The sequence below is a fragment of the Ensifer sp. GW823-FHT05D09 genome (assembly GCF_058795755.1).
Window position 1 is genome coordinate 51516 of the sequence record NZ_JBXAIA010000001.1, and the last position, 18019, is coordinate 69534.

Here is an 18019-nt window from a genome sequence, read left to right on the forward strand (position 1 = left end):
GGCACATTGCCGGGGGCGGCCCCCTCTGAATTCGAGACGCGTCAGTCCCCGACGCGCGCGGCCGGGCTATCCTGGCCATTTTGATGCAGCGTCAGGCTTGCGGCGCGCGCGCCCGCTGGGACCTCGAAGGTCATCTGCGCATCGACCGACCTTGCAAAGAAGCGATGTTCCGCCTCGGCGAAAATTTCGATCGGTCCCTGGCCCGTTGCCTGCGCAAACAACCGGTTGCCATCCCGAAAAACCGTCAGATCGAAACCGGGCGACAGCCGATAGGTGCCGACATAGGCGTCGTAGGTTGCCGGGTCGGCGGCGATGGCGACCCGCTGAACCGGGGCGGGTGCGAGCGACCTCTCGCGATCGAGCAGATGCACGCCGATGTCGTCGACGCCGACTTCCGTCGAGGTGTTCGACAGGACCACGACGCCGACGCCGGTCGACGGTCGGAAGCCGACGAACGATCGGTAGCCGCCGGTGCCGCCATTGTGCCAGACGACCTGCCTTTCGCCGGCGCCGGAGATAACCCAGCCGAGTGCCTGCTCTTCGCTGCCGTCGCCAAGCGGCTTCCGCGTCGCAATCATCGTGGCAAACGCAGGCGCAAGGGATGAGGGCTTCTTGCCCATCGCCGCCTGCAGGAAGGTCAGAAGATCGTTGGTGGTCGAGCGCAGTGCGCCTGCCCCTGGCAGCGCGCCGAGATCCCAATCGCTTGTCGGCTCCAGGCCAGCATCGTGCCCTGTTGCGCGCCGCCCCTCCCATTCGGGACGCGCGGTGATCGCGGTATCGGCCATGCCGAGCGGAATTGCGATGCGCTCCCTGACGAGCGCCTCGTAGGACTGGCCCGACTGTAACGCGAGCACATGGCCAAGCAGGCCATAACCGAGGTTGGAATACGCGTGCTCACCGCCGGGTTGCCGGGTCGGCTGGTGACTGGAAAGGAAGGCGTAAAGCTTGGCGACGCCATAGTCGGCATAGGGATCGTTATCGTCGGCCGGCATCAGATTGTCCGGCAATCGCGGCAGGCCGGACATGTGCATCGCCAGATGTTCAAGCGTGATCGGCTTGCCATCGGCTGCCTGCCTGAGGACAACGCTTTCCGGCAGCAGCTGCGAAACCGGTGTGTCGAGCTGGACACCGCCGCGTTCGGCCATGTCGGCAAGCGCGAGTGCAGTGAAGACCTTGGTCACCGAGCCGATCTCGAACACGGTGTTGCCATCGAGCGGGCGCGGGTGGTCCTTCTCCAGTCGGCCGTGCGCGACGACCCGTTGTCCGGCCGCATCGATAATGCCGACGACGATGCCGACCGACTGTTTCTGCTCGTCGATACGCGTGGTCAGTATTTCCAGGATTTCGTTATCGGTTGCGGAGAGAGGGGCTGCCTGGGCGGTTGTGCCGAGCGTCATGATGGTGATCCAGAAGGAGGAGGTGCCGCATGGAGGGGAGATAAGCATCCCATTTTCGGTTGCAAGACACATTCGGCGCATACCAACCCTCGATAGTCGAGACCTGGTCAAGACTTGGTCGAGGTATCGCAGACTGTGGGGCCGGGGCCGAGCTGTTGCGCCTGAAATGCCCGGTGGCTTATGGATCCCAGTGCGGTGGATCGCCAAAAGCCTTTTTCAGGTGCTCGGCGATTGCCTTTAGTTTCGCCGAGGATCGCCGACCCTCGGGGTGGGCCATGTAGATGAACTCCGGTTCGGGGAGAAACCCGATATCGATCTCGCGCAAACGGCCATCGCGCACGGCGGGGCCGCAGAGGAAGGCCGGCAATAGCGCGATGCCGAGCCCGGCAACGGCGGCATCGTGGATCATGTCGCCGTTGTTGATCCGGAGCGCCATTCGGGCGCGGATGACGGTCGAGCCGCCCGGCCCTTCGAACCGCCAGTCGGAGGCGCCGCGGTTGGTGTAGAAGATGCCGCGATGGTCGTTGAGTTCGGCCAGCGAGGCCGGCGTGCCGTGGCGGCCGAGGTATTCGGGCGAGGCGACCAGCAGGCGCCGGCTGTTGGCAAGTTTCCACACGATCAGCCGTGAATCGGCGATGACCCCGTGACGAACGATCGCGTCAAAGCCCTCCGAGGCGACGTCGACCCGACGGTCGTCGAGATCGAGCGTCAGTTCGATCTCGGGATGTGCCGCCAGAAACGGATAAAGCGCCGGTCCGAGATGCAGATGCCCGAAGCTGACGGGCGCGGCGATCCGGAGCGGTCCCGTCAGTGTTCCCCTGCGCTCGGCCAGATCGCTGGCGGCGGCCTGAACCTCGCTGACGATCCGTACGGCACGCTCGCGAAAAGCGATGCCGTCCTCGGTCAGCGTCAGCTTGCGCGTGGTGCGATGCAGGAGCGTTGCGTTCAGGCTGCGTTCCAGGTCGGAAACTCGTTCACTGATCACCGATTTCGACAACCTCAGCCGGCGCGCCGCCTCGCTGATCGAACCGGCTTCCGCAACCGCGACAAAGGCGGCGATTCCTTCGATTTTCAGCATCGTTCGGTTTTCCCGAATTCGAGTTCCATCATTGGCAGACTAATCCGAACGGAAATCTTCGGCCATATCTATCGGCATCGAAGGACAGCGGTCGATGCAAAGACGATCGGTCCGAACCCAACGCAACAAAAGGAAATCCATCATGACACGCTTGCAGAACAAGACCGCGCTCATCACCGGTGGCACCAGCGGCATCGGCCTCGAGACGGCGCGGCAGTTCATCGCCGAAGGCGCACGCGTCGCCGTGACCGGCACCAACCCGAAGAACATCACCGAGGCACGCAAAGTGCTCGGCGAAGGCGCTCTTGTCATCGAGGCCGATGCCGGAAACGCTGCCAGCCAGGCCGCTGTTGCGGAGCAGGTCAGGGCCGCCTTCGGCCATCTCGATATCCTCTTCGTCAATGCCGGCATCGCCAAGCTGCAGCCGATCGAAAATTGGGATGAAGCCAGCTTCGACCGGTCGCTCGATATCAATGTCAAAGGTCCGTTCTTCCTGATCCAGGCGCTGTTGCCGTTCTTTTCGAAGCCGGCCTCGATCGTGCTCAACACCTCGATCAATGCGCACATCGGCATGCCGACCTCCAGCGTCTATGCGCTCAGCAAGGCCGCATTGCTTTCGCTTGCCAAGACCCTTTCCGGTGAACTGATCGGCCGCGGCATTCGCGTCAATGCCGTCAGCCCCGGCCCGATCAGGACGCCGTTGCATGATGGCCACGGCGCGACGCCGGCGGAAAACAAGGAGATTGTCGCATCGATCGCCGCACAGATCCCACTCGGCCGTTTCGGCGACGCAAGCGAGATCGCCAAGGCAGTCGTCTTCCTCGCCTCCGACGAGGCCGCGTTTACCGTCGGTGCCGAGCTGATCATCGACGGTGGCATGGCCACGCTCTGATATTGCTTGCCGCCGCCGTTCGGCGCCGGGCGGCGGCGAAATCCGTCCCGGCCGCGACCGCGCCGCCTCCGGCGTTGGCATCGGTCGCCGAGAAGAGTATATTTTTTCGTTCTAATAAATCGTCGTGCATTGGAAGAGAATGAGGCAATTCCACACCGATCAGATCCGGGAGGAGACGATGTCGAGTGTCAGATGGACCATAAAGGGCCGGGAATTCATTCACTGCAATTGCGCCTATGGCTGCCCCTGCCAGTTCAACGCGCTGCCGACCCACGGCAATTGCTGCGCCGTCGGCGGGATCGAGATCGAGACCGGCCATCACGGCGAAACGCGGCTCGACGGCTTGCGATGCGGACTGATCGCGGCCTGGCCGGGCGCAATTCACGAGGGCAAAGGGGCGGTCGTACCGATCGTCGATATCCGCGCCACTCCGGCGCAACGGGAGTCGTTGCTGCGCATCATGAGCGGCCAGGATACCGAGCCGGGAGCGACCTTCTTCCAGGTGTTTGCCACCACATTTGAAACCTTTCACGACCCGGTCTTTGCCGAAATCGATTTCGATGTCGACGTGAGCGCCCGCACAGCACGGTTGAACGTTCCCGGCTGGATCGTCGCGCGCGGCGAGCCGATTCTGAACCCGGTGACGGGGAGCCCGCATCAGGCGCGCATCAACCTGCCGCAGGGCTTCGAATACGATATCTGCGAAGTCGGGCGCGGCTGGGCCGATACCAAAGGGCCGTTGGCGCTGTCGATCCCGGATTCGCACGCCCATTTTGCCAGCATGCATCTGACTGAAAGCGGCGTGGTGCACTGACTGTTATGGCCGACACCCCGCTCGAAACGCTTCTCAGGCGCGACCGGGTGATCGTCGCGTTCTCGCTGCTGGCCCTAACCGGGATTACCTGGCTCTATATCCTCTGGTTGGCAGTGGGAATGGATAGCATGGCCGTCATGCCCGCCTCGGGCGATGGCATGAGCATCATGGACATGGACATGACGGTGGATGCCATCGCGTCGATGGGTGATACGACCCTCCGCCCGTGGAGTGCTTCGACATTCGGCTATGCCTTCGTCATGTGGGCGGTGATGATGATCGGCATGATGACGCCTTCGGCGGCGCCGATGATCCTGCTCTATGCCCGTGTCGGGCGGCAGGCGGCGCGCGACAACAAGCCATTTGCCGCCACCGGCTTCTTTGCCGGCGGCTATCTTACCGCCTGGACTCTGTTTGCCGCCCTCGCAACATCAGGGCAATGGCTGCTGGAGGAAGCGCTGCTGCTGACGCCGATGCTGGCGAGCGCCAGCCGCGGTCTGAGCGCTGTCATCCTGATTTCGGTCGGGCTTTTTCAATGGACGCCGCTGAAGGACGCCTGCCTGAGGCAGTGCCAGGCACCGTTCCTGTTCATCCAGAACCATGGCGGCTTTCGCCGCGATGCCGGCGGTGCCTGCCGGCTCGGTCTGCTGCACGGTCTTTATTGTGTCGGTTGCTGCTGGGCGCTGATGGCGCTCTTGTTCATCGGCGGGGTGATGAACGTCCTGTGGATCGCGGCGATCGCCATTTTCGTCCTTGCCGAAAAGATCGTGCCGGGCGGCCGGCTGTTGTCGCGCATCGCAGGCGCCCTGATCGTCATGGCCGGGCTGTGGCAGCTCGCGGCCATGACGTGATCTTTAGAGGCAGCCGCTGAGCGTCAGTCGCTCAGCGTGTCGAAGAAGTCCTTCATCCGGGCAAAGAAGCCGGCGGATTCCGGGTTGTTGTCCTTCGACGAGATCTGCTCGAATTCCTGCAGCAGCTCGCGCTGGCGCTTGGTCAGCTTCTGCGGGGTTTCGATCTGCATCTGGATGTAGAGATCGCCGGTCTGGCTGGAGCGCAGCACCGGCATGCCCTTGCCCTTCAGGCGGAACTGCTTGCCGGCCTGGGTGCCTTCCGGCACCGTCACGCGCGACTTGGTGCCGTCGAGCGTGGTGACGTCGAACTTGCCGCCGAGGGCTGCCGTCGTCATGGAGATCGGCACGCTGCAATAGAGATCGGCGCCATCGCGCTGGTAGAACTCATGCGGCTTGACCGAGAGGAAGATGTAGAGGTCACCCGCCGGCCCGCCACGCACACCTGCTTCCCCTTCGCCGGAGAGGCGAATGCGGGTGCCGTCTTCGATGCCGGCCGGGATGTTGACGGAGAGCGTGCGCTCTTCGGTGACGCGGCCATGGCCGTGGCACTTGGTGCAGGGATCGGTGATCGTCTGGCCGCGGCCGCCGCAGGTCGGGCAGGTGCGTTCGATCGAGAAGAACCCTTGAGCGGCGCGCACACGGCCGGAGCCCTGACAGGTGCCGCAGGTTTTCGGGCTGGTGCCGGGCTTGGCGCCGGAGCCGGTGCAGACGTCGCAGGTGATCGAGGTCGGGACCCGGATCTGCGCGGTCTTGCCGGAATAGGCCTCTTCCAGCGAGATTTCCATGTTGTAGCGCAGATCGGCGCCGCGCTCGCGGCCACCCGATGAACGCCGCTGGCGTCCGCCACCCATCATCTCGCCGAAGATGTCTTCGAAGATGTCGGAGAACCCGCCGGCACCGCCGGCACCACCGCCGAAGCCGTTGCCCATGCCGCCCTGCTCGAAGGCTGCGTGGCCATAGCGATCATAGGCCGCGCGCTTCTGCGGGTCCTTGAGCGTCTCGTAGGCTTCGTTGATTTCCTTGAAGGTCTTTTCCGAGGCGGCGTCGCCGGGGTTCTTGTCCGGATGATACTTCATCGCCAGTTTGCGGAAGGCGCTCTTCAGCTCCTTCTCATCCGCGGTCTTGGCAACGCCAAGCGTTTCGTAAAGATCACGTTTCATTCTTCAAAGATTGTCCTGTTGACAAGGCGTGCCAGCGCGGGGGCCCGGCGGCTGCCTGGTTACCTTGCCACAGGATTTAGTAAACCTTGAAGCGCGATACCATAGCCCATCGAGCTGCAGATGCGGTTTTTTGTCGGAAAAATGACGTTTCTGCCGGTCTTGCGCCTCGCTGGCGCCGCTCGTTGCCATTCCAGCCCACGACGTTGTCCCATGGCGGCCGTCTCAGAGGCGTGGGTCCAGTGTCGCCCGCCCGTGAAAAAACCGTTCGACGCGAGCCTGCGGGGGTACAAAGAGCAACAAAAAAGCCCGGGTCACCCCGGGCTTTTTCGTCTCTAGCAGAGAGCGACTTAGGCCGAACGCTTGCGGTCGTCTTCGTCGTTGACTTCTTCGTAGTCCGCATCGACGACATCGCCGTCGCGGGCGGCGTCAGCGGCGGCGTCCGCATGGGCGGCGTCCGTCTGCTGGGCCTCATAGATCGCCTGACCGAGCTTCATGGAGACTTCCATCAGCGTGTTGGTCTTGGCCTTGATGTCTTCGGCGTCAGGCTCGGAAGCCTCGACGGCGGTCTTCAGCGCGGCAATCGCGTCGGAGATCGCGTTGCGGTCGGTTTCCGAAACCTTGTCGCCATAGTCCTTCAGCGACTTTTCCGAAGAATGGATCAGGCTTTCTGCCTGGTTCTTCGCTTCCACGCCTTCGCGGCGCTTCTTGTCGGTTTCGGCATTGGCTTCGGCGTCCTTGACCATCTTCTCGATGTCGGCGTCGGACAGGCCACCGGATGCCTGGATGCGGATCTGGTGTTCCTTGCCCGTACCCTTGTCCTTGGCCGAGACCTGGACGATGCCGTTGGCGTCGATGTCGAAGGTCACTTCGATCTGCGGCATGCCGCGCGGTGCCGGCGGAATGCCGACGAGGTCGAACTGGCCGAGCAGCTTGTTGTCGGCTGCCATTTCGCGCTCGCCCTGGGAGACGCGGATCGTCACGGCCGACTGGTTGTCGTCGGCGGTCGAGAAGGTCTGCGACTTCTTGGTCGGGATCGTCGTGTTGCGTTCGATCAGGCGGGTGAAGACGCCACCGAGCGTTTCGATGCCGAGCGACAGCGGGGTCACGTCGAGAAGGAGAACGTCCTTGACGTCGCCCTGCAGAACGCCGGCCTGGATCGCAGCGCCCATGGCCACGACTTCATCCGGGTTCACGCCCTTGTGCGGCTCCTTGCCGAACAGCTGCTTGACGGTTTCCTGCACCTTCGGCATGCGGCTCATGCCGCCGACGAGAACGACTTCGTCGATCTCGGCAGCCGAGACGCCGGCATCCTTGAGGGCGGCCTTGCACGGCGCAACGGTGCGCTGGATCAGGTCGTCGACAAGCGCTTCGAACTTGGCGCGGGTCAGCTTCATCGTCAGGTGCTTGGGACCGGACGCGTCCGCCGTGATGAACGGCAGGTTGATTTCGGTCTGCTGCGACGAGGACAGCTCGATCTTGGCCTTTTCGGCAGCTTCCTTCAGGCGCTGAAGAGCGAGCTTGTCGTTCTTCAGGTCGATGCCCTGTTCCTTCTTGAACTCGCCGGCGAGGTACTGGACCAGACGCATGTCGAAGTCTTCACCGCCGAGGAAGGTGTCGCCGTTGGTCGACTTCACTTCGAAGACGCCGTCGCCGATTTCGAGAACCGAGATATCGAACGTGCCGCCGCCAAGGTCATAAACGGCGATCGTCTTGCCGTCCTTCTTGTCGAGGCCGTAGGCAAGCGCTGCAGCAGTCGGCTCGTTGATGATGCGCAGCACTTCGAGACCGGCGATCTTGCCGGCATCCTTGGTTGCCTGGCGCTGAGCGTCGTTGAAGTAGGCCGGGACGGTGATGACGGCCTTCTCGACCTTTTCACCGAGGTAGGATTCAGCCGTTTCCTTCATCTTCTGAAGGATCATGGCGGAGATCTGCGACGGCGAGTAGTTCGTGCCGTGCGCTTCGACCCAGGCGTCGCCATTGTCGGCCTTGGTGATCTTGTAAGGCACCATGTCCTTGTCTTTTTGCGTGGTCGGATCCTGGAAGGTCCGGCCGATCAGGCGCTTGATCGCAAAAAGCGTGTTTTCCGGGTTGGTGACCGCCTGGCGCTTGGCCGGCTGACCAACGAGACGTTCGCCGTCTTCGCTGAATGCCACCATCGAGGGGGTCGTGCGCGCACCCTCGGCATTTTCAATGACCTTCGCATCTTTTCCGTCCATGACGGCGACGCAGGAGTTGGTCGTTCCCAAGTCAATACCAATAACTTTAGCCATGTCGTTCTCTCCTTGCAGCGGACTGTCGGAACCCGGTCAGGCATTCGTGAGACAGCCCCTAACGGGATGGTCTTTGGATTTCTTCGCAGCGTTGGCTGCGCCGATGCGGCGTATATAAGGACCGGCGTTTCGGACTGCAAGGCATTCTGCGGGGCGATTGGGGGCAAAAGCAAGCCTGCGATTGGCGTGCGGCGGACAATCGGCGTTTCGCCGAGGGCCGGGACGGCCCCAAAGCGGCGGGACGGCGCCGTTTGCGCCGCCTCAACCGCCTGTCAGGATATCGAAAAGTGTCGTGCGCTTGGTGGCGCCGGTGGTCTCGCCGACATCGGCCGGCGGTACCATACCGCCGTTGCCTTCGGGCAAGGGGCGGGTCTGCTGGACGGCCATCGAACCGTCGACGCCGACAGGCGGTGCTGGAAAGGCGTTCGGATCGCCTGAAAGAATGTCGCCCGTCGCGGCCGGCGGTGTGCCGCCGTCGTCGAAGACCGGCTGCACCCCGGTGGTGCCGAACAGCGGCGAGGGCGAAAGCCCCTCGTGCGCGGCCAGCATGTAGTCGTGCCAGGCCTTGGCGGGCAGGCCGCCGCCGGTGACCTTCTTCATCGACTTGCCGTCGTCATTGCCGAACCAGACGCCGGTGGTCAGGTTCGAGGTATAGCCGACGAAAAGCGCGTCGCGGAAGGATTGCGTGGTGCCGGTCTTGCCGGCCGCTTCCCAGCCCTTCAGCTGGGCCTTCTTGCCGGTGCCGTTGGTCAGCACCCGCACCATCATCTGGTTCATTTCGCTGACGATGGCCGGGTCGAGCACCCGCGGCGGGTTGTCGTAGGTATTTTCGTAAAGCACCGTGCCGTCGGCCTTGGAAATCCGGCGGATGACATGCGGCGTCGCCTTGAAGCCGCCGTTCATGAACGGGGCATAGGCAGACGTCAGCTCGACGAGGCTGACCTCCGAGGTTCCGAGCGCGATCGAGGCATTGGCCTGCATCTCGGAATCGATGCCGAGGCGGTGCGCGACCTTCACCACATTTTGCGGACCGACCTCCATCACCAGCTGCGCGGCGATGGTGTTCAGCGAATTGGCAAGTGCGTCGGCGAGCGTGACCTCGCCGCGGTACTTCTGGTCGTAATTTTCAGGCGTCCAGTTGCCGATCCGGACCGGGCCGTCGTTGCGGATCGACATCGGTGTGCGACCGATCTCAAGTGCTGCCGCGTAGACGAAGGGCTTGAAGGCGGAGCCGGGCTGGCGCTTGGCCTTGGAGGCGCGGTCGAACTGGCTTTCGGCATAATCCTTGCCGCCGACGAGCGCGCGAATGGCGCCGGTGCCGTCGATCGACACGAGGGCTGCCTGCGAGGCATCGAGCTTCTTGCCGTCGGCGTCAAGCGTGGCGCTGATCGCCTCCTCGGCCTTCTTTTCGAGGTTGAGGTCGATCGTTGTGTCGATGACCAGGTCTTCCTTGATCTCGCCGATCATGCCGGGAAGCTGATCCATCACCATGTCGGCGACATAGTGCTCGGCGCCCGACCAGTAGCTCTTGGCCTTGGTCGGCGTCTGCGACATCGCCGTCTTGATTTCGCTGTCGGTGACGAAGCCTTCCTCGCGCATGGCGCCGAGAACGACCTGGGCGCGCTCTTCCGCCGCCTTCGGATCGCGGGCCGGCGACAGGCGCGAAGGCGCTTTCAGCAGGCCGGCGAGCAAGGCCGCCTCGCCGAGGTTCACGTCGCGCGCCGACTTGTTGAAATAGCGTCGCGACGCCGCTTCGACGCCATAGGCGTTCGAGCCGAAGAACACCCGGTTGAGATACATCGCCAGGATCTGGTCCTTGGAATATTTCTGTTCCAGCCAGAAGGCGAGCAGTACTTCCTGCACCTTGCGTTCAAGCGTGCGCTCCGGCGACAGGAACAGGTTCTTGGCAAGCTGCTGGGTCAGCGTCGAGCCGCCCTGGACCATCCGGCCGGTGGTGACATTGGTCAGCATGGCGCGTGCCAGGCCCAGCGGATCGACGCCGAAATGCGAATAGAACCGGCGGTCCTCGATGGCGATAACTGCCTGGGGAATGTAGGGCGACATGTTTTCGAGCGACAAAGCTTCGCCGCCGGTGGTGCCGCGATTGGCGATGATGTCGCCATTGACGGAAAGAATCTTGACGTTGGGCGGCCGCTCGGGGATCGACCAGCTTTCGGCGCTCGGCATGCGCGCGCCGTAATAGAGCACCAGGCCGCCGACGCCCATCGCACCCCAGATGCCGAGCACGATGCACCAGTAAAACAGCGTGCGCACCAGGCCGATGAACCCGCCGCCATTGCCGGAGCCGCGTCGCGATCCGCCACGCTTGCTGCGCTTCGCCTTCTTCTTCTGCGCGGGAGCCGATTTTCCACGGGCCGGTTTGCGGCCGCCGCCGGTTACGCGATCGCTGGCCTCGATGCGAAAATCGTCATCATCGTCGTCGGTGCTTGCGCCGAACGAGGGCTCGATCCGTTGTCCTGACTTGCCGCTTGCTGCCATGCTGTTTGGATTTACCCCTCATGCCGCATCGCGGGCGCCCAGTCGTTTTGCCCCAGCGGCAAACGCAATCTCAAGGGCGGGGAAAGTTGATCGATCGACCCGCCACGGCGATGCGGTGAACTTTAAATGCGGCAATTTAAGGGGGGGTTAAAAACCGGATCGTAAAATATGCATGCTCTTCAACAGCTTGCCGGATTTGGTGTCGCACAGCGTTGCCGCTTCGTTCGCATCATGTCTCCCGCCGGAGAACCGCGGGCCGTTCGGGCGGGCGAGGCGCCTGGAAACAGGCATCAAAGACCAGTCGTACCACGCCCCATATAGCGGCTCCTGCGGTCCCTCGAGGCCCGCGCCTTTGCGCGGACACGAATCCATTGGACGAGCGCATTCCTTGGCGCGCGTGACATAGGCGACCGCCGACGCTATGGCGACCGCAGCAGCAGACATGAAGATCCGGTACGGGGTGTGTCGATGCCGGACTATTCAGCAGTCTTTTCGTCCTGCACCAGGCGATCGGTCTTTTTCAGGACTACCATTTCTTCGGATGCCGGCTCGCTTTCCGTCGATATGCTGGCTGTCGTCGTTTCCGTGTCGATCGCTGCATTGGTCTTGGTGTGATAGGCGCATTCGGCAAATGCCGCGGAGGTCGACAGGCCGATGGCGGCTACGGTCACTAGAAGCGTCCTCATGATCTTCTCCTTCTCGCTCACCGGTCAAATCTAACGCGCAAAGCGATCTGCTCGAAATCACGATTTTGTTCCGGCGGGAGGCCGGGCCAGGTAGTGCCATGACATCGCCGAAGCGCGTGGGGGGCGATTGCAGAATGCTTGCGGACTATCGATCAGCCGATAGCCTTCAACTTCGCTCTCGAAATCAACCGTCAGGTGTCTATCTATGCGGTTAGGGACTAAAATTGTGCGATGCAGCAAATTGCCCTTGAAAATATTGCGGCGCATGATTATTATACGACTTATCGAAGCGCTGCACCTCCTCCCGCGGCGCCCGATGCGGATCGGTGGCACTCCTCCTCCCAGTCACCGGTCAAGTTTGAGAGCCCCGTGCACCTCCTCCCGCGCGGGGCTCTTTTCATGTCTGGGCCTCTCTCCTGCCTGACGAAGTCAACTCACCTTCGGCGCAGATTAGACTGGTCCTGCGAGGCTTGCGGGTGTATCGGCGCGGACATGGGCTCCAAGGCAAACGGCTATATCTACGCGCTACTGGCAATCGTCATCTTTGCGATCCAGGACGGCATCTCCAAACATCTGGGCAGCCTCTATCCCCCTGTCTTTGTGGCAATGATCCGCTATTGGGCCTTTGCCCTGTTTGCAGTCGTGCTCGCCACCCGGGCAACAGGCGGGCTCAAGGTGACGGCCGCGACCAGAAGACCGCTGCTGCAGGTGCTGCGCGGGCTGCTGTTGCCGCTGCAGATCGTCATGGTGATCACCTCGTTCACGCTGGTGGGGCTGGCGCATTCGCAGGCAATCCTCGCGGCGACGCCCTTGTTTGTTGCCCTCCTGTCGATGCCGCTCCTGGGTGAGCGTGTCGGCTGGCGCCGGTGGCTGGCGATCTCGGTCGGGCTTATCGGCGTTCTCCTGATCCTGAAACCGGCCGAGGGCCTGTTCGAGACGGCATTCCTGTTGCCCTTGGCGGCAGCCCTTGTCTTTGCCCTCTATGTCATCGTCACCCGTCTGGTCAGCCGCGACGATCAGGCCATGACGAGTTTTTTCTATACCGGCATTGTCGGCGCCCTGGCGATCAGCCTTGTCGGTCCGTTCTTCTGGACGACGCTGTCGCCACCGGACTGGGGCTGGATGCTGCTCCTGTGTTTGACCGGGACCTCGAGCCACTATTTCCTCATCCGCGCCTATGACGTGCTGGACGCGGTCGCCGTCCAGCCGCTGACTTACCTGCAACTGGTCTTCGCGTCGGTCATGGGTGTCAGCATTTTCGGCGAGACACTGACCACCAACATGATTGCCGGCTCGGTGCTTGTGGTGGCGGCCGGCATCTTCACCGTCTGGCGCGAGCGCGTCGTTGCCCGCCGCAAGGCAGGCCTGCCGCCGGCCTGATCGGCGATATCGATGTTTTCGCGAATCCTGCTATGGCTTCGCCTTGATGTTGTGCTCGCCTGGCTGCCCCGAAAGCCGATGAGGAGGAATGCCGTGAAGTTTCCGTCCGCCGCTGTGCTGGCCTTTTCCACGCTTACCACCGTGAATTCCGAAGCTCTGGCGCAGGATAGTGTCGCCTATGTCGACGATCGCTCTGATGGCGCCGCTGTCGTTCGATCGCTCTACAACGCCATCAATCGCAAGGAATACGCGCGCGCCTACGGCTATTTCGGCGACACGAAACCCGTCGGCGGGTACAAGGCTTTCACGCGCGGCTACGAGCGGACCGTTTCGGTCGAAGTGAAGCTCGGCAAGGTGAAGACCGAGGCGGGCGCCGGAAGCATCTACTCAGCGGTGCCGGTTGCAGTGAAATCGATCGAGAAACGCTCACGCGTGCGGTTCTTCGCCGGCTGCTACGTGACGCGGATCATCAATCCGTCGCTGCAGGTGCCGCCGTTCACGCCCTATCAGATCGAAGCTGCACGGCTGAAGGAAGTGAAGGGACCGCTCGAAGCGGCCCTTCCGGCCGTGTGCAAGGCACCGTGACGGCCCTTCGTCCCGGCCTTACTGAACCGGGCCGCGCCGCTCGGCAAGGAACCGCGAGCGTTCGAACACCAGGATAACGGCAAGCGCCATGATGAACGGTATGACCAGGTAGAGAATCCGGAAGATCGCAAGGGCCGCCAGCACGTCGGCCGGGTCCATTTCCGGAAGGGCGGCGATGAAGACCAGCTCCAGCACGCCAAGCCCGCCCGGCGCGTGCGAAAGCAGGGCTGCCGAGAACGATGCCAGAAAAATCCCCAGAATGACGATGAAACCCGGATTGCCCGCTTCCGGCAGGGCGAAATAGATGATTCCGGCCGCACCGATCAGCTCGACCGGCGCGATCACCAGCTGCCGCAAGACGATGGCGGGTTTCGGATAATGCAGCTGGAACCAGCGCGTGCGGATCGACGGGAAGCCGACGAGGCTGCCGACGACATAGAGCGTGATGACGATCAGGATCAGCACGCCTGTCGTCAACGACATTTCGACCGGCAGGAATTCGGCAAACCGTTCGATGATTTCCGGTTTCACCAGAAGCACGATCGCCGACAGCATCAGGGTTCCGAGCGCGAAGGTGAACGAGCAGAAGGCGACGAGGACGCCGACTTCTCCCGGCGTCAGCCCCTTCGATCGGTAGGCCCGGTAGCGCACGACAGCGCCGGAAAAGACGGATGCGCCGAGATTGTGCGAGAGCGCATAGGTGGTGAACGAGCAGACCGTGATGAACCACAGCGAGATGCGGTGGCCGAGATGATCGAGCGCCAGCTTGTCGTAGCCGGCAAGGGCGGCATAGGCGACCAGTGTGGCGCCGATCGCCAGAAGCCAGCTTTTCAGGGAAATCGCCGTGAAGCTGGCAAGGAAATCGTCCAGCGAGAGACCGCTCAGTTCGTGATAGAGTGCATGCACCGAAAAGATGATCGCTGCCAGCCCGACGACGGGCCAGAAGTACGCGCGCAGCCTGCTCATAGCGGGGTCGCGATCGCTGCAACATGCTTGGCCGAAGGCTCTGTCGACGGCGCCGCCACTATCTCGGGACGCATCTGTTCATGAAAGCAGCCACCATCGTGGCTCCAGCTCGTCACAGTTTCGCGCCCAGAACGCGACGTCTCGGTCCTTACACTTGCCAATGATCCAATTTCCCATTCTGATTTGTTTTGCAAAAGGGAAGCACCTGAGGCCGGTGAGGTCAAGGATCGATGCCCCGGCAGAGGCGGGAGTTTGGTCAAGAAATCGCGAAGACGACACGGTAAAGCGGAGGCGGTCGGATGCAGAACGACGAGGAAAAACTGATCGAAGCGGTCTTTCGCAACGGAACCGTGACGGTCGTCGGCGTGGTGCTGTCGTTTTCGCTGGGATTTCTCACCCAGTGGGCGGCCAATCCGCTGCCGTGGAACATGGGCGATCTTCCCGCCGTCATCCTCTTGGCGATCGGCATCCTCCTGCAGATGCGTGCGCTGTGGGACTTCCTCCATCTGCGCTCGCTGCAGCCGAAGGTCTACGAGCAGGCGACGCGTGTGTTCTTCATCGGCGTGATGGTTACCGGCAGCGGCGTGTTTGCCGCGTTGATTGCCGACTTTGTCGAGATGATCTCCAAAGTGGCGTGACCGTCGTGGCGGGCTGACCCGCCACGACGTCGTTGCTGCAAAATTCCTTAAGTCAGAATCGATTCAAGGAGAAATTATGCAGCAAATTCATGGTATTACAGCGTCCATAGCGCGCCATGTTTGGCGCGCGGCGCTGTAACATCAGGCCGCAAGCGCATTCAGGATGCGGATCCAGGAGCGAATGCCCTTGTGATAGGACTGCAGCTCATACTTTTCGTTCGGCGAATGGATGCGGTCGTCCGAAAGGCCGAAGCCGACGAGCAGCGATTCCATGCCGAGCATCTTCTGGAAGTCGCCGACGATCGGGATCGAGCCACCCATGCCGATGACCACGGCCGGCTTCGGCCACTCGTCGGACAGGGCAAGCTTCGCCGTGTTGAGCAGGCTCGAATCGTAAGGCAGCTGGATCGCCGGCGAACCGCCATGGGCATGGAATTCGACCGTGCAATCCGCCGGCACCTTGGAGCGCACATAGGCGCGGAAGGCCTCGCGGATCTTTTCCGGGTTCTGGTTGCCGACAAGGCGGAACGAAACCTTGGCGGAAGCCTCGGCGGCGATCACAGTCTTGAAGCCTTCGCCGGTGTAGCCGCCGATAATACCGTTGATCTCGGCCGTCGGGCGCGCCCAGGTCAGTTCGAGAACCGAGCGGTTCTTTTCACCCGAAGGGATCGATAGGCCGATTTCGCCGAGGAACTTTTCGGCCGTCTGGCCGAGCGTCTCCCATCCGGCCTTGATCTGGGCCGGCGTTTCCTCGACGCCTTCGTAAAAGCCTTCGAGCGTCACCCGGCTGTCGTCGTCGTGAAGCCCGGCGAGGATACCGGTCAGGATCCGGATCGGGTTGGCAGCAGCGCCACCGAAGTAGCCCGAGTGCAGGTCGCGGTCGGCCGCCTTGATGACGACTTCCTCGCCGACGAGACCGCGCAGGCCGGCCGAGATTGCCGGCGTGTCCCGGTCCCACATGCTGGTGTCGCAGACAAGTGCATAGTCGGCTTTGAGTTCGGCCGCATTGGCTTCGAGGAAGGGTTTCAGCGACGGCGAGCCGGACTCTTCCTCCCCTTCGAACAGGATGGTGACGCGGCAGGGCAGCGAACCGTGGACATCCTTGTAGGCGCGGGCTGCCTCGACGAAGGTCAGCAGCTGACCCTTGTCGTCGGCCGTGCCGCGGCCGGTGATGACCTTGCGGCCGGGCTCAAGCTCCTTGAGGCCGGGTTCGAACGGATCGGTATCCCACAGGTTCAAGGGATCGACCGGCTGCACGTCATAATGTCCGTAGAACAGCACATGCGGCGCATCGGCGGTTGCGCCGGCGTGATGGGCGACCACCATCGGATGTCCGGGGGTGTCGCGGACCGAGGCGGTGAAGCCGAGGCCGTTCAGTTCCGCGACCAGCCATTCGGCGGCCTTGCGGCAATCGGCCTTGAAGGCCGGATCGGTCGAGATCGACTTGATGCGCACGAGGTCGAAAAGCCTGTCCAGGCTCTTCGGCAGGTTGGCGTCTGCGCGCTCGAGAATGGGGGTGATATCTGCCATCATGCATATCCTTGCTTCAAGTTTTGCCGGAACCTACTGCATGATGTCGCGAATCGGAATCGATTTCGTGGGCGAAATCACGCAGCCGTTCAACGGGCGGCAGCGACTTTGGCGTGTCCGAACGAACCCGCTCTGGTTGTTTAGAGCCTCGGGCGGGCGGGTTTAAGCCAAATTTATTGATGGATCGATCAGAGGGGCGTGTCGCTGTTACGCGGTGCCGCCATCGCGCGGGGCATGGGCAAGCGCCATGCGCATGTATTCGAGCATGAGTTCCCGTTCGAATTGCCTGAGGCCTGATAGCAAGGACTGATCGGCCGCAAGTGCCGCCTCCTTGGCCGCTGCCTCGATTTCCCTCGCCCTCTGCGTCAGGAAGATCTGTTGCGAGCGTTTATCCTGCGGGTGTTTGCGCCTGACTATGAGCCCGTCGCGCTCCATCCGCGCCAGCGTATTGGCCATGGTCGCCTGTTCGATGTCGAGCCTGTCGAGAAGTTGCTTCTGCGTCAGGCCTTCCTCGGCCCATAATTCCAGGAGGACGGGGAATTGGCCGGGCGCGAAGCCGAGCTTCTGGCCGCGCTCCTGAAGGGCACGCGAGAAACTTTTGGCCAGCAGGCTGGCCAGGTAGGTCGCAGATTCCATACGATTGAAGGCCATACGCCAATGGGTACGCCCGATGCGTCGCGAAGACAAGTTACAAAGCAGGCGATGGACTTGAGAAAGCCTTGTCTCACAACGATTTGACCCGAACAACGAGAAACCGCCACGGCGCGGAGGCGGCGCCGTGGCGGTTCTCTGAAAACGGGACAAAGGCCCGGAGAGGGGGATAAGGCCTTTGTCCTCATCTGGTGCGGGCGGGGGACAGGCCAATCACCAGAAGACGGCATCACTCGGTGCCGTTGAGTAAGATTTGAGGAGTCAAATGTGGCTTTTCAAGGATTGGGCCGAGGAATCGCGCATTACAAATGCGTAACGTTTCCGTGAAGCTTGGGGCCGCATCCAAAGGCTTTTCCGCGGCGCGCCGAAACCGAACAGGACGCGTGACCGCCATCGTCATCCTTGCCACGACCACCACGCAGCGCACCGTTGTGCGCTGCTGCCTTGTCGCAGCCAGAGATAGGCGCCGCATGCCCAATACGCAAGCCTGTAGATCGGTCCGTGTCCGGCCGGAAGGGCGACCGAAGCGACAGATGGTTCGTGCAAGGGGTGGACGGTGTCGAACGCGGCCCGATCGCTCGCAACAATGGGGTGAGAATGTCGCGAGCGCGGAAAACCGCAA

At 62.4% G+C, this 18019-nt stretch carries 15 protein-coding genes; 6 read left to right on the forward strand and 9 right to left on the reverse strand.

The features are described from left to right. Positions 1 to 41: 41 nt before the first annotated feature. A complete protein-coding gene (locus AC1Q80_RS00265) occupies positions 42 to 1397 on the reverse strand; it encodes a serine hydrolase (protein ID WP_492359336.1) in 1356 nt (451 codons plus the stop codon). A gap of 178 nt (positions 1398 to 1575) precedes the next feature. Beyond that, a complete protein-coding gene (locus tag AC1Q80_RS00270; protein ID WP_492359337.1) occupies positions 1576 to 2475 on the reverse strand; it encodes a LysR family transcriptional regulator in 900 nt (299 codons plus the stop codon). Between the two features lie 142 nt (positions 2476 to 2617). Here AC1Q80_RS00270 and AC1Q80_RS00275 point away from each other — a divergent pair, with 142 nt between their 5' ends. The 3 genes from AC1Q80_RS00275 to AC1Q80_RS00285 all read left to right on the forward strand — a co-directional run bounded on the left by AC1Q80_RS00275 (position 2618) and on the right by AC1Q80_RS00285 (position 5032). Next, on the forward strand, positions 2618 to 3367 hold the full coding sequence (locus tag AC1Q80_RS00275) for an SDR family oxidoreductase (RefSeq protein ID WP_492359338.1): 750 nt from the start codon (positions 2618 to 2620) through the stop codon (positions 3365 to 3367). A 178-nt stretch (positions 3368 to 3545) separates the two neighbouring features. After that, the gene (locus AC1Q80_RS00280; RefSeq protein WP_492359339.1) at positions 3546 to 4181 is read left to right on the forward strand and encodes a DUF1326 domain-containing protein; all 636 of its coding nucleotides are present in this window, start codon (positions 3546 to 3548) and stop codon (positions 4179 to 4181) included. A gap of 5 nt (positions 4182 to 4186) precedes the next feature. Then, positions 4187 to 5032 (forward strand): DUF2182 domain-containing protein, encoded by an 846-nt coding sequence (locus tag AC1Q80_RS00285; protein WP_492359340.1) that lies wholly within the window; start codon positions 4187 to 4189, stop codon positions 5030 to 5032. Positions 5033 to 5055: 23 nt separating this feature from the next. Here the strand turns inward: AC1Q80_RS00285 and dnaJ are convergent, their stop codons facing one another. The 4 genes from dnaJ to AC1Q80_RS00305 all read right to left on the reverse strand — a co-directional run bounded on the left by dnaJ (position 5056) and on the right by AC1Q80_RS00305 (position 11647). After that, positions 5056 to 6192 (reverse strand): molecular chaperone DnaJ, encoded by a 1137-nt coding sequence (gene dnaJ, locus AC1Q80_RS00290; RefSeq protein WP_077499455.1) that lies wholly within the window; start codon positions 6190 to 6192, stop codon positions 5056 to 5058. A gap of 347 nt (positions 6193 to 6539) precedes the next feature. Beyond that, positions 6540 to 8462 carry a molecular chaperone DnaK gene (gene dnaK / locus AC1Q80_RS00295; protein ID WP_077499453.1) on the reverse strand — a complete coding sequence of 641 codons (1923 nt, stop codon included), beginning with the start codon at positions 8460 to 8462 and terminating at the stop codon, positions 6540 to 6542. A gap of 261 nt (positions 8463 to 8723) precedes the next feature. Next, a complete protein-coding gene (locus tag AC1Q80_RS00300) occupies positions 8724 to 10961 on the reverse strand; it encodes a transglycosylase domain-containing protein (protein WP_492359341.1) in 2238 nt (745 codons plus the stop codon). 476 nt (positions 10962 to 11437) lie between these two features. Continuing rightward, the gene (locus tag AC1Q80_RS00305) at positions 11438 to 11647 is read right to left on the reverse strand and encodes a hypothetical protein (protein ID WP_492359342.1); all 210 of its coding nucleotides are present in this window, start codon (positions 11645 to 11647) and stop codon (positions 11438 to 11440) included. Positions 11648 to 12139: 492 nt separating this feature from the next. On the opposite strand from AC1Q80_RS00305, the gene AC1Q80_RS00310 reads away from it, so the two are divergent. After that, positions 12140 to 13027: a DMT family transporter gene (locus tag AC1Q80_RS00310; protein WP_492359343.1), complete on the forward strand. Its 888-nt coding sequence runs from the start codon at positions 12140 to 12142 to the stop codon at positions 13025 to 13027. A gap of 93 nt (positions 13028 to 13120) precedes the next feature. Beyond that, entirely contained in the window at positions 13121 to 13612 is a 492-nt protein-coding gene (locus tag AC1Q80_RS00315) for a hypothetical protein (protein WP_492359344.1), read from the forward strand. Between the two features lie 18 nt (positions 13613 to 13630). Here AC1Q80_RS00315 and AC1Q80_RS00320 read toward each other — a convergent pair whose 3' ends face one another. Beyond that, positions 13631 to 14578 carry a lysylphosphatidylglycerol synthase transmembrane domain-containing protein gene (locus AC1Q80_RS00320; RefSeq protein ID WP_173418574.1) on the reverse strand — a complete coding sequence of 316 codons (948 nt, stop codon included), beginning with the start codon at positions 14576 to 14578 and terminating at the stop codon, positions 13631 to 13633. Positions 14579 to 14877: 299 nt separating this feature from the next. Between AC1Q80_RS00320 and AC1Q80_RS00325 the strand changes: the two genes are divergently transcribed. Continuing rightward, positions 14878 to 15216 carry a hypothetical protein gene (locus AC1Q80_RS00325; protein WP_173418575.1) on the forward strand — a complete coding sequence of 113 codons (339 nt, stop codon included), beginning with the start codon at positions 14878 to 14880 and terminating at the stop codon, positions 15214 to 15216. A 141-nt stretch (positions 15217 to 15357) separates the two neighbouring features. Here the strand turns inward: AC1Q80_RS00325 and AC1Q80_RS00330 are convergent, their stop codons facing one another. Beyond that, a complete protein-coding gene (locus AC1Q80_RS00330) occupies positions 15358 to 16749 on the reverse strand; it encodes a M20/M25/M40 family metallo-hydrolase (RefSeq protein WP_492359345.1) in 1392 nt (463 codons plus the stop codon). A 204-nt stretch (positions 16750 to 16953) separates the two neighbouring features. Beyond that, positions 16954 to 17397 (reverse strand): MarR family winged helix-turn-helix transcriptional regulator, encoded by a 444-nt coding sequence (locus AC1Q80_RS00335; protein WP_173418577.1) that lies wholly within the window; start codon positions 17395 to 17397, stop codon positions 16954 to 16956. Positions 17398 to 18019: the final 622 nt, after the last annotated feature.

What these genes read in the sequence shown, in the direction of transcription:
- AC1Q80_RS00300 (WP_492359341.1), bottom strand. Translation starts at nt 10,961, where the DNA reads ATGGCAGCAAGCGGCAAGTCAGGACAACGGATCGAGCCCTCGTTCGGC.
- AC1Q80_RS00265 (WP_492359336.1), bottom strand. Translation starts at nt 1,397, where the DNA reads ATGACGCTCGGCACAACCGCCCAGGCAGCCCCTCTCTCCGCAACCGAT.
- dnaJ (WP_077499455.1), bottom strand. Translation starts at nt 6,192, where the DNA reads ATGAAACGTGATCTTTACGAAACGCTTGGCGTTGCCAAGACCGCGGAT.
- AC1Q80_RS00270 (WP_492359337.1), bottom strand. Translation starts at nt 2,475, where the DNA reads ATGCTGAAAATCGAAGGAATCGCCGCCTTTGTCGCGGTTGCGGAAGCC.
- AC1Q80_RS00280 (WP_492359339.1), top strand. Translation starts at nt 3,546, where the DNA reads ATGTCGAGTGTCAGATGGACCATAAAGGGCCGGGAATTCATTCACTGC.
- AC1Q80_RS00285 (WP_492359340.1), top strand. Translation starts at nt 4,187, where the DNA reads ATGGCCGACACCCCGCTCGAAACGCTTCTCAGGCGCGACCGGGTGATC.
- AC1Q80_RS00330 (WP_492359345.1), bottom strand. Translation starts at nt 16,749, where the DNA reads ATGATGGCAGATATCACCCCCATTCTCGAGCGCGCAGACGCCAACCTG.
- AC1Q80_RS00335 (WP_173418577.1), bottom strand. Translation starts at nt 17,397, where the DNA reads ATGGCCTTCAATCGTATGGAATCTGCGACCTACCTGGCCAGCCTGCTG.
- AC1Q80_RS00325 (WP_173418575.1), top strand. Translation starts at nt 14,878, where the DNA reads ATGCAGAACGACGAGGAAAAACTGATCGAAGCGGTCTTTCGCAACGGA.
- dnaK (WP_077499453.1), bottom strand. Translation starts at nt 8,462, where the DNA reads ATGGCTAAAGTTATTGGTATTGACTTGGGAACGACCAACTCCTGCGTC.
- AC1Q80_RS00305 (WP_492359342.1), bottom strand. Translation starts at nt 11,647, where the DNA reads ATGAGGACGCTTCTAGTGACCGTAGCCGCCATCGGCCTGTCGACCTCC.
- AC1Q80_RS00320 (WP_173418574.1), bottom strand. Translation starts at nt 14,578, where the DNA reads ATGAGCAGGCTGCGCGCGTACTTCTGGCCCGTCGTCGGGCTGGCAGCG.
- AC1Q80_RS00275 (WP_492359338.1), top strand. Translation starts at nt 2,618, where the DNA reads ATGACACGCTTGCAGAACAAGACCGCGCTCATCACCGGTGGCACCAGC.
- AC1Q80_RS00310 (WP_492359343.1), top strand. Translation starts at nt 12,140, where the DNA reads ATGGGCTCCAAGGCAAACGGCTATATCTACGCGCTACTGGCAATCGTC.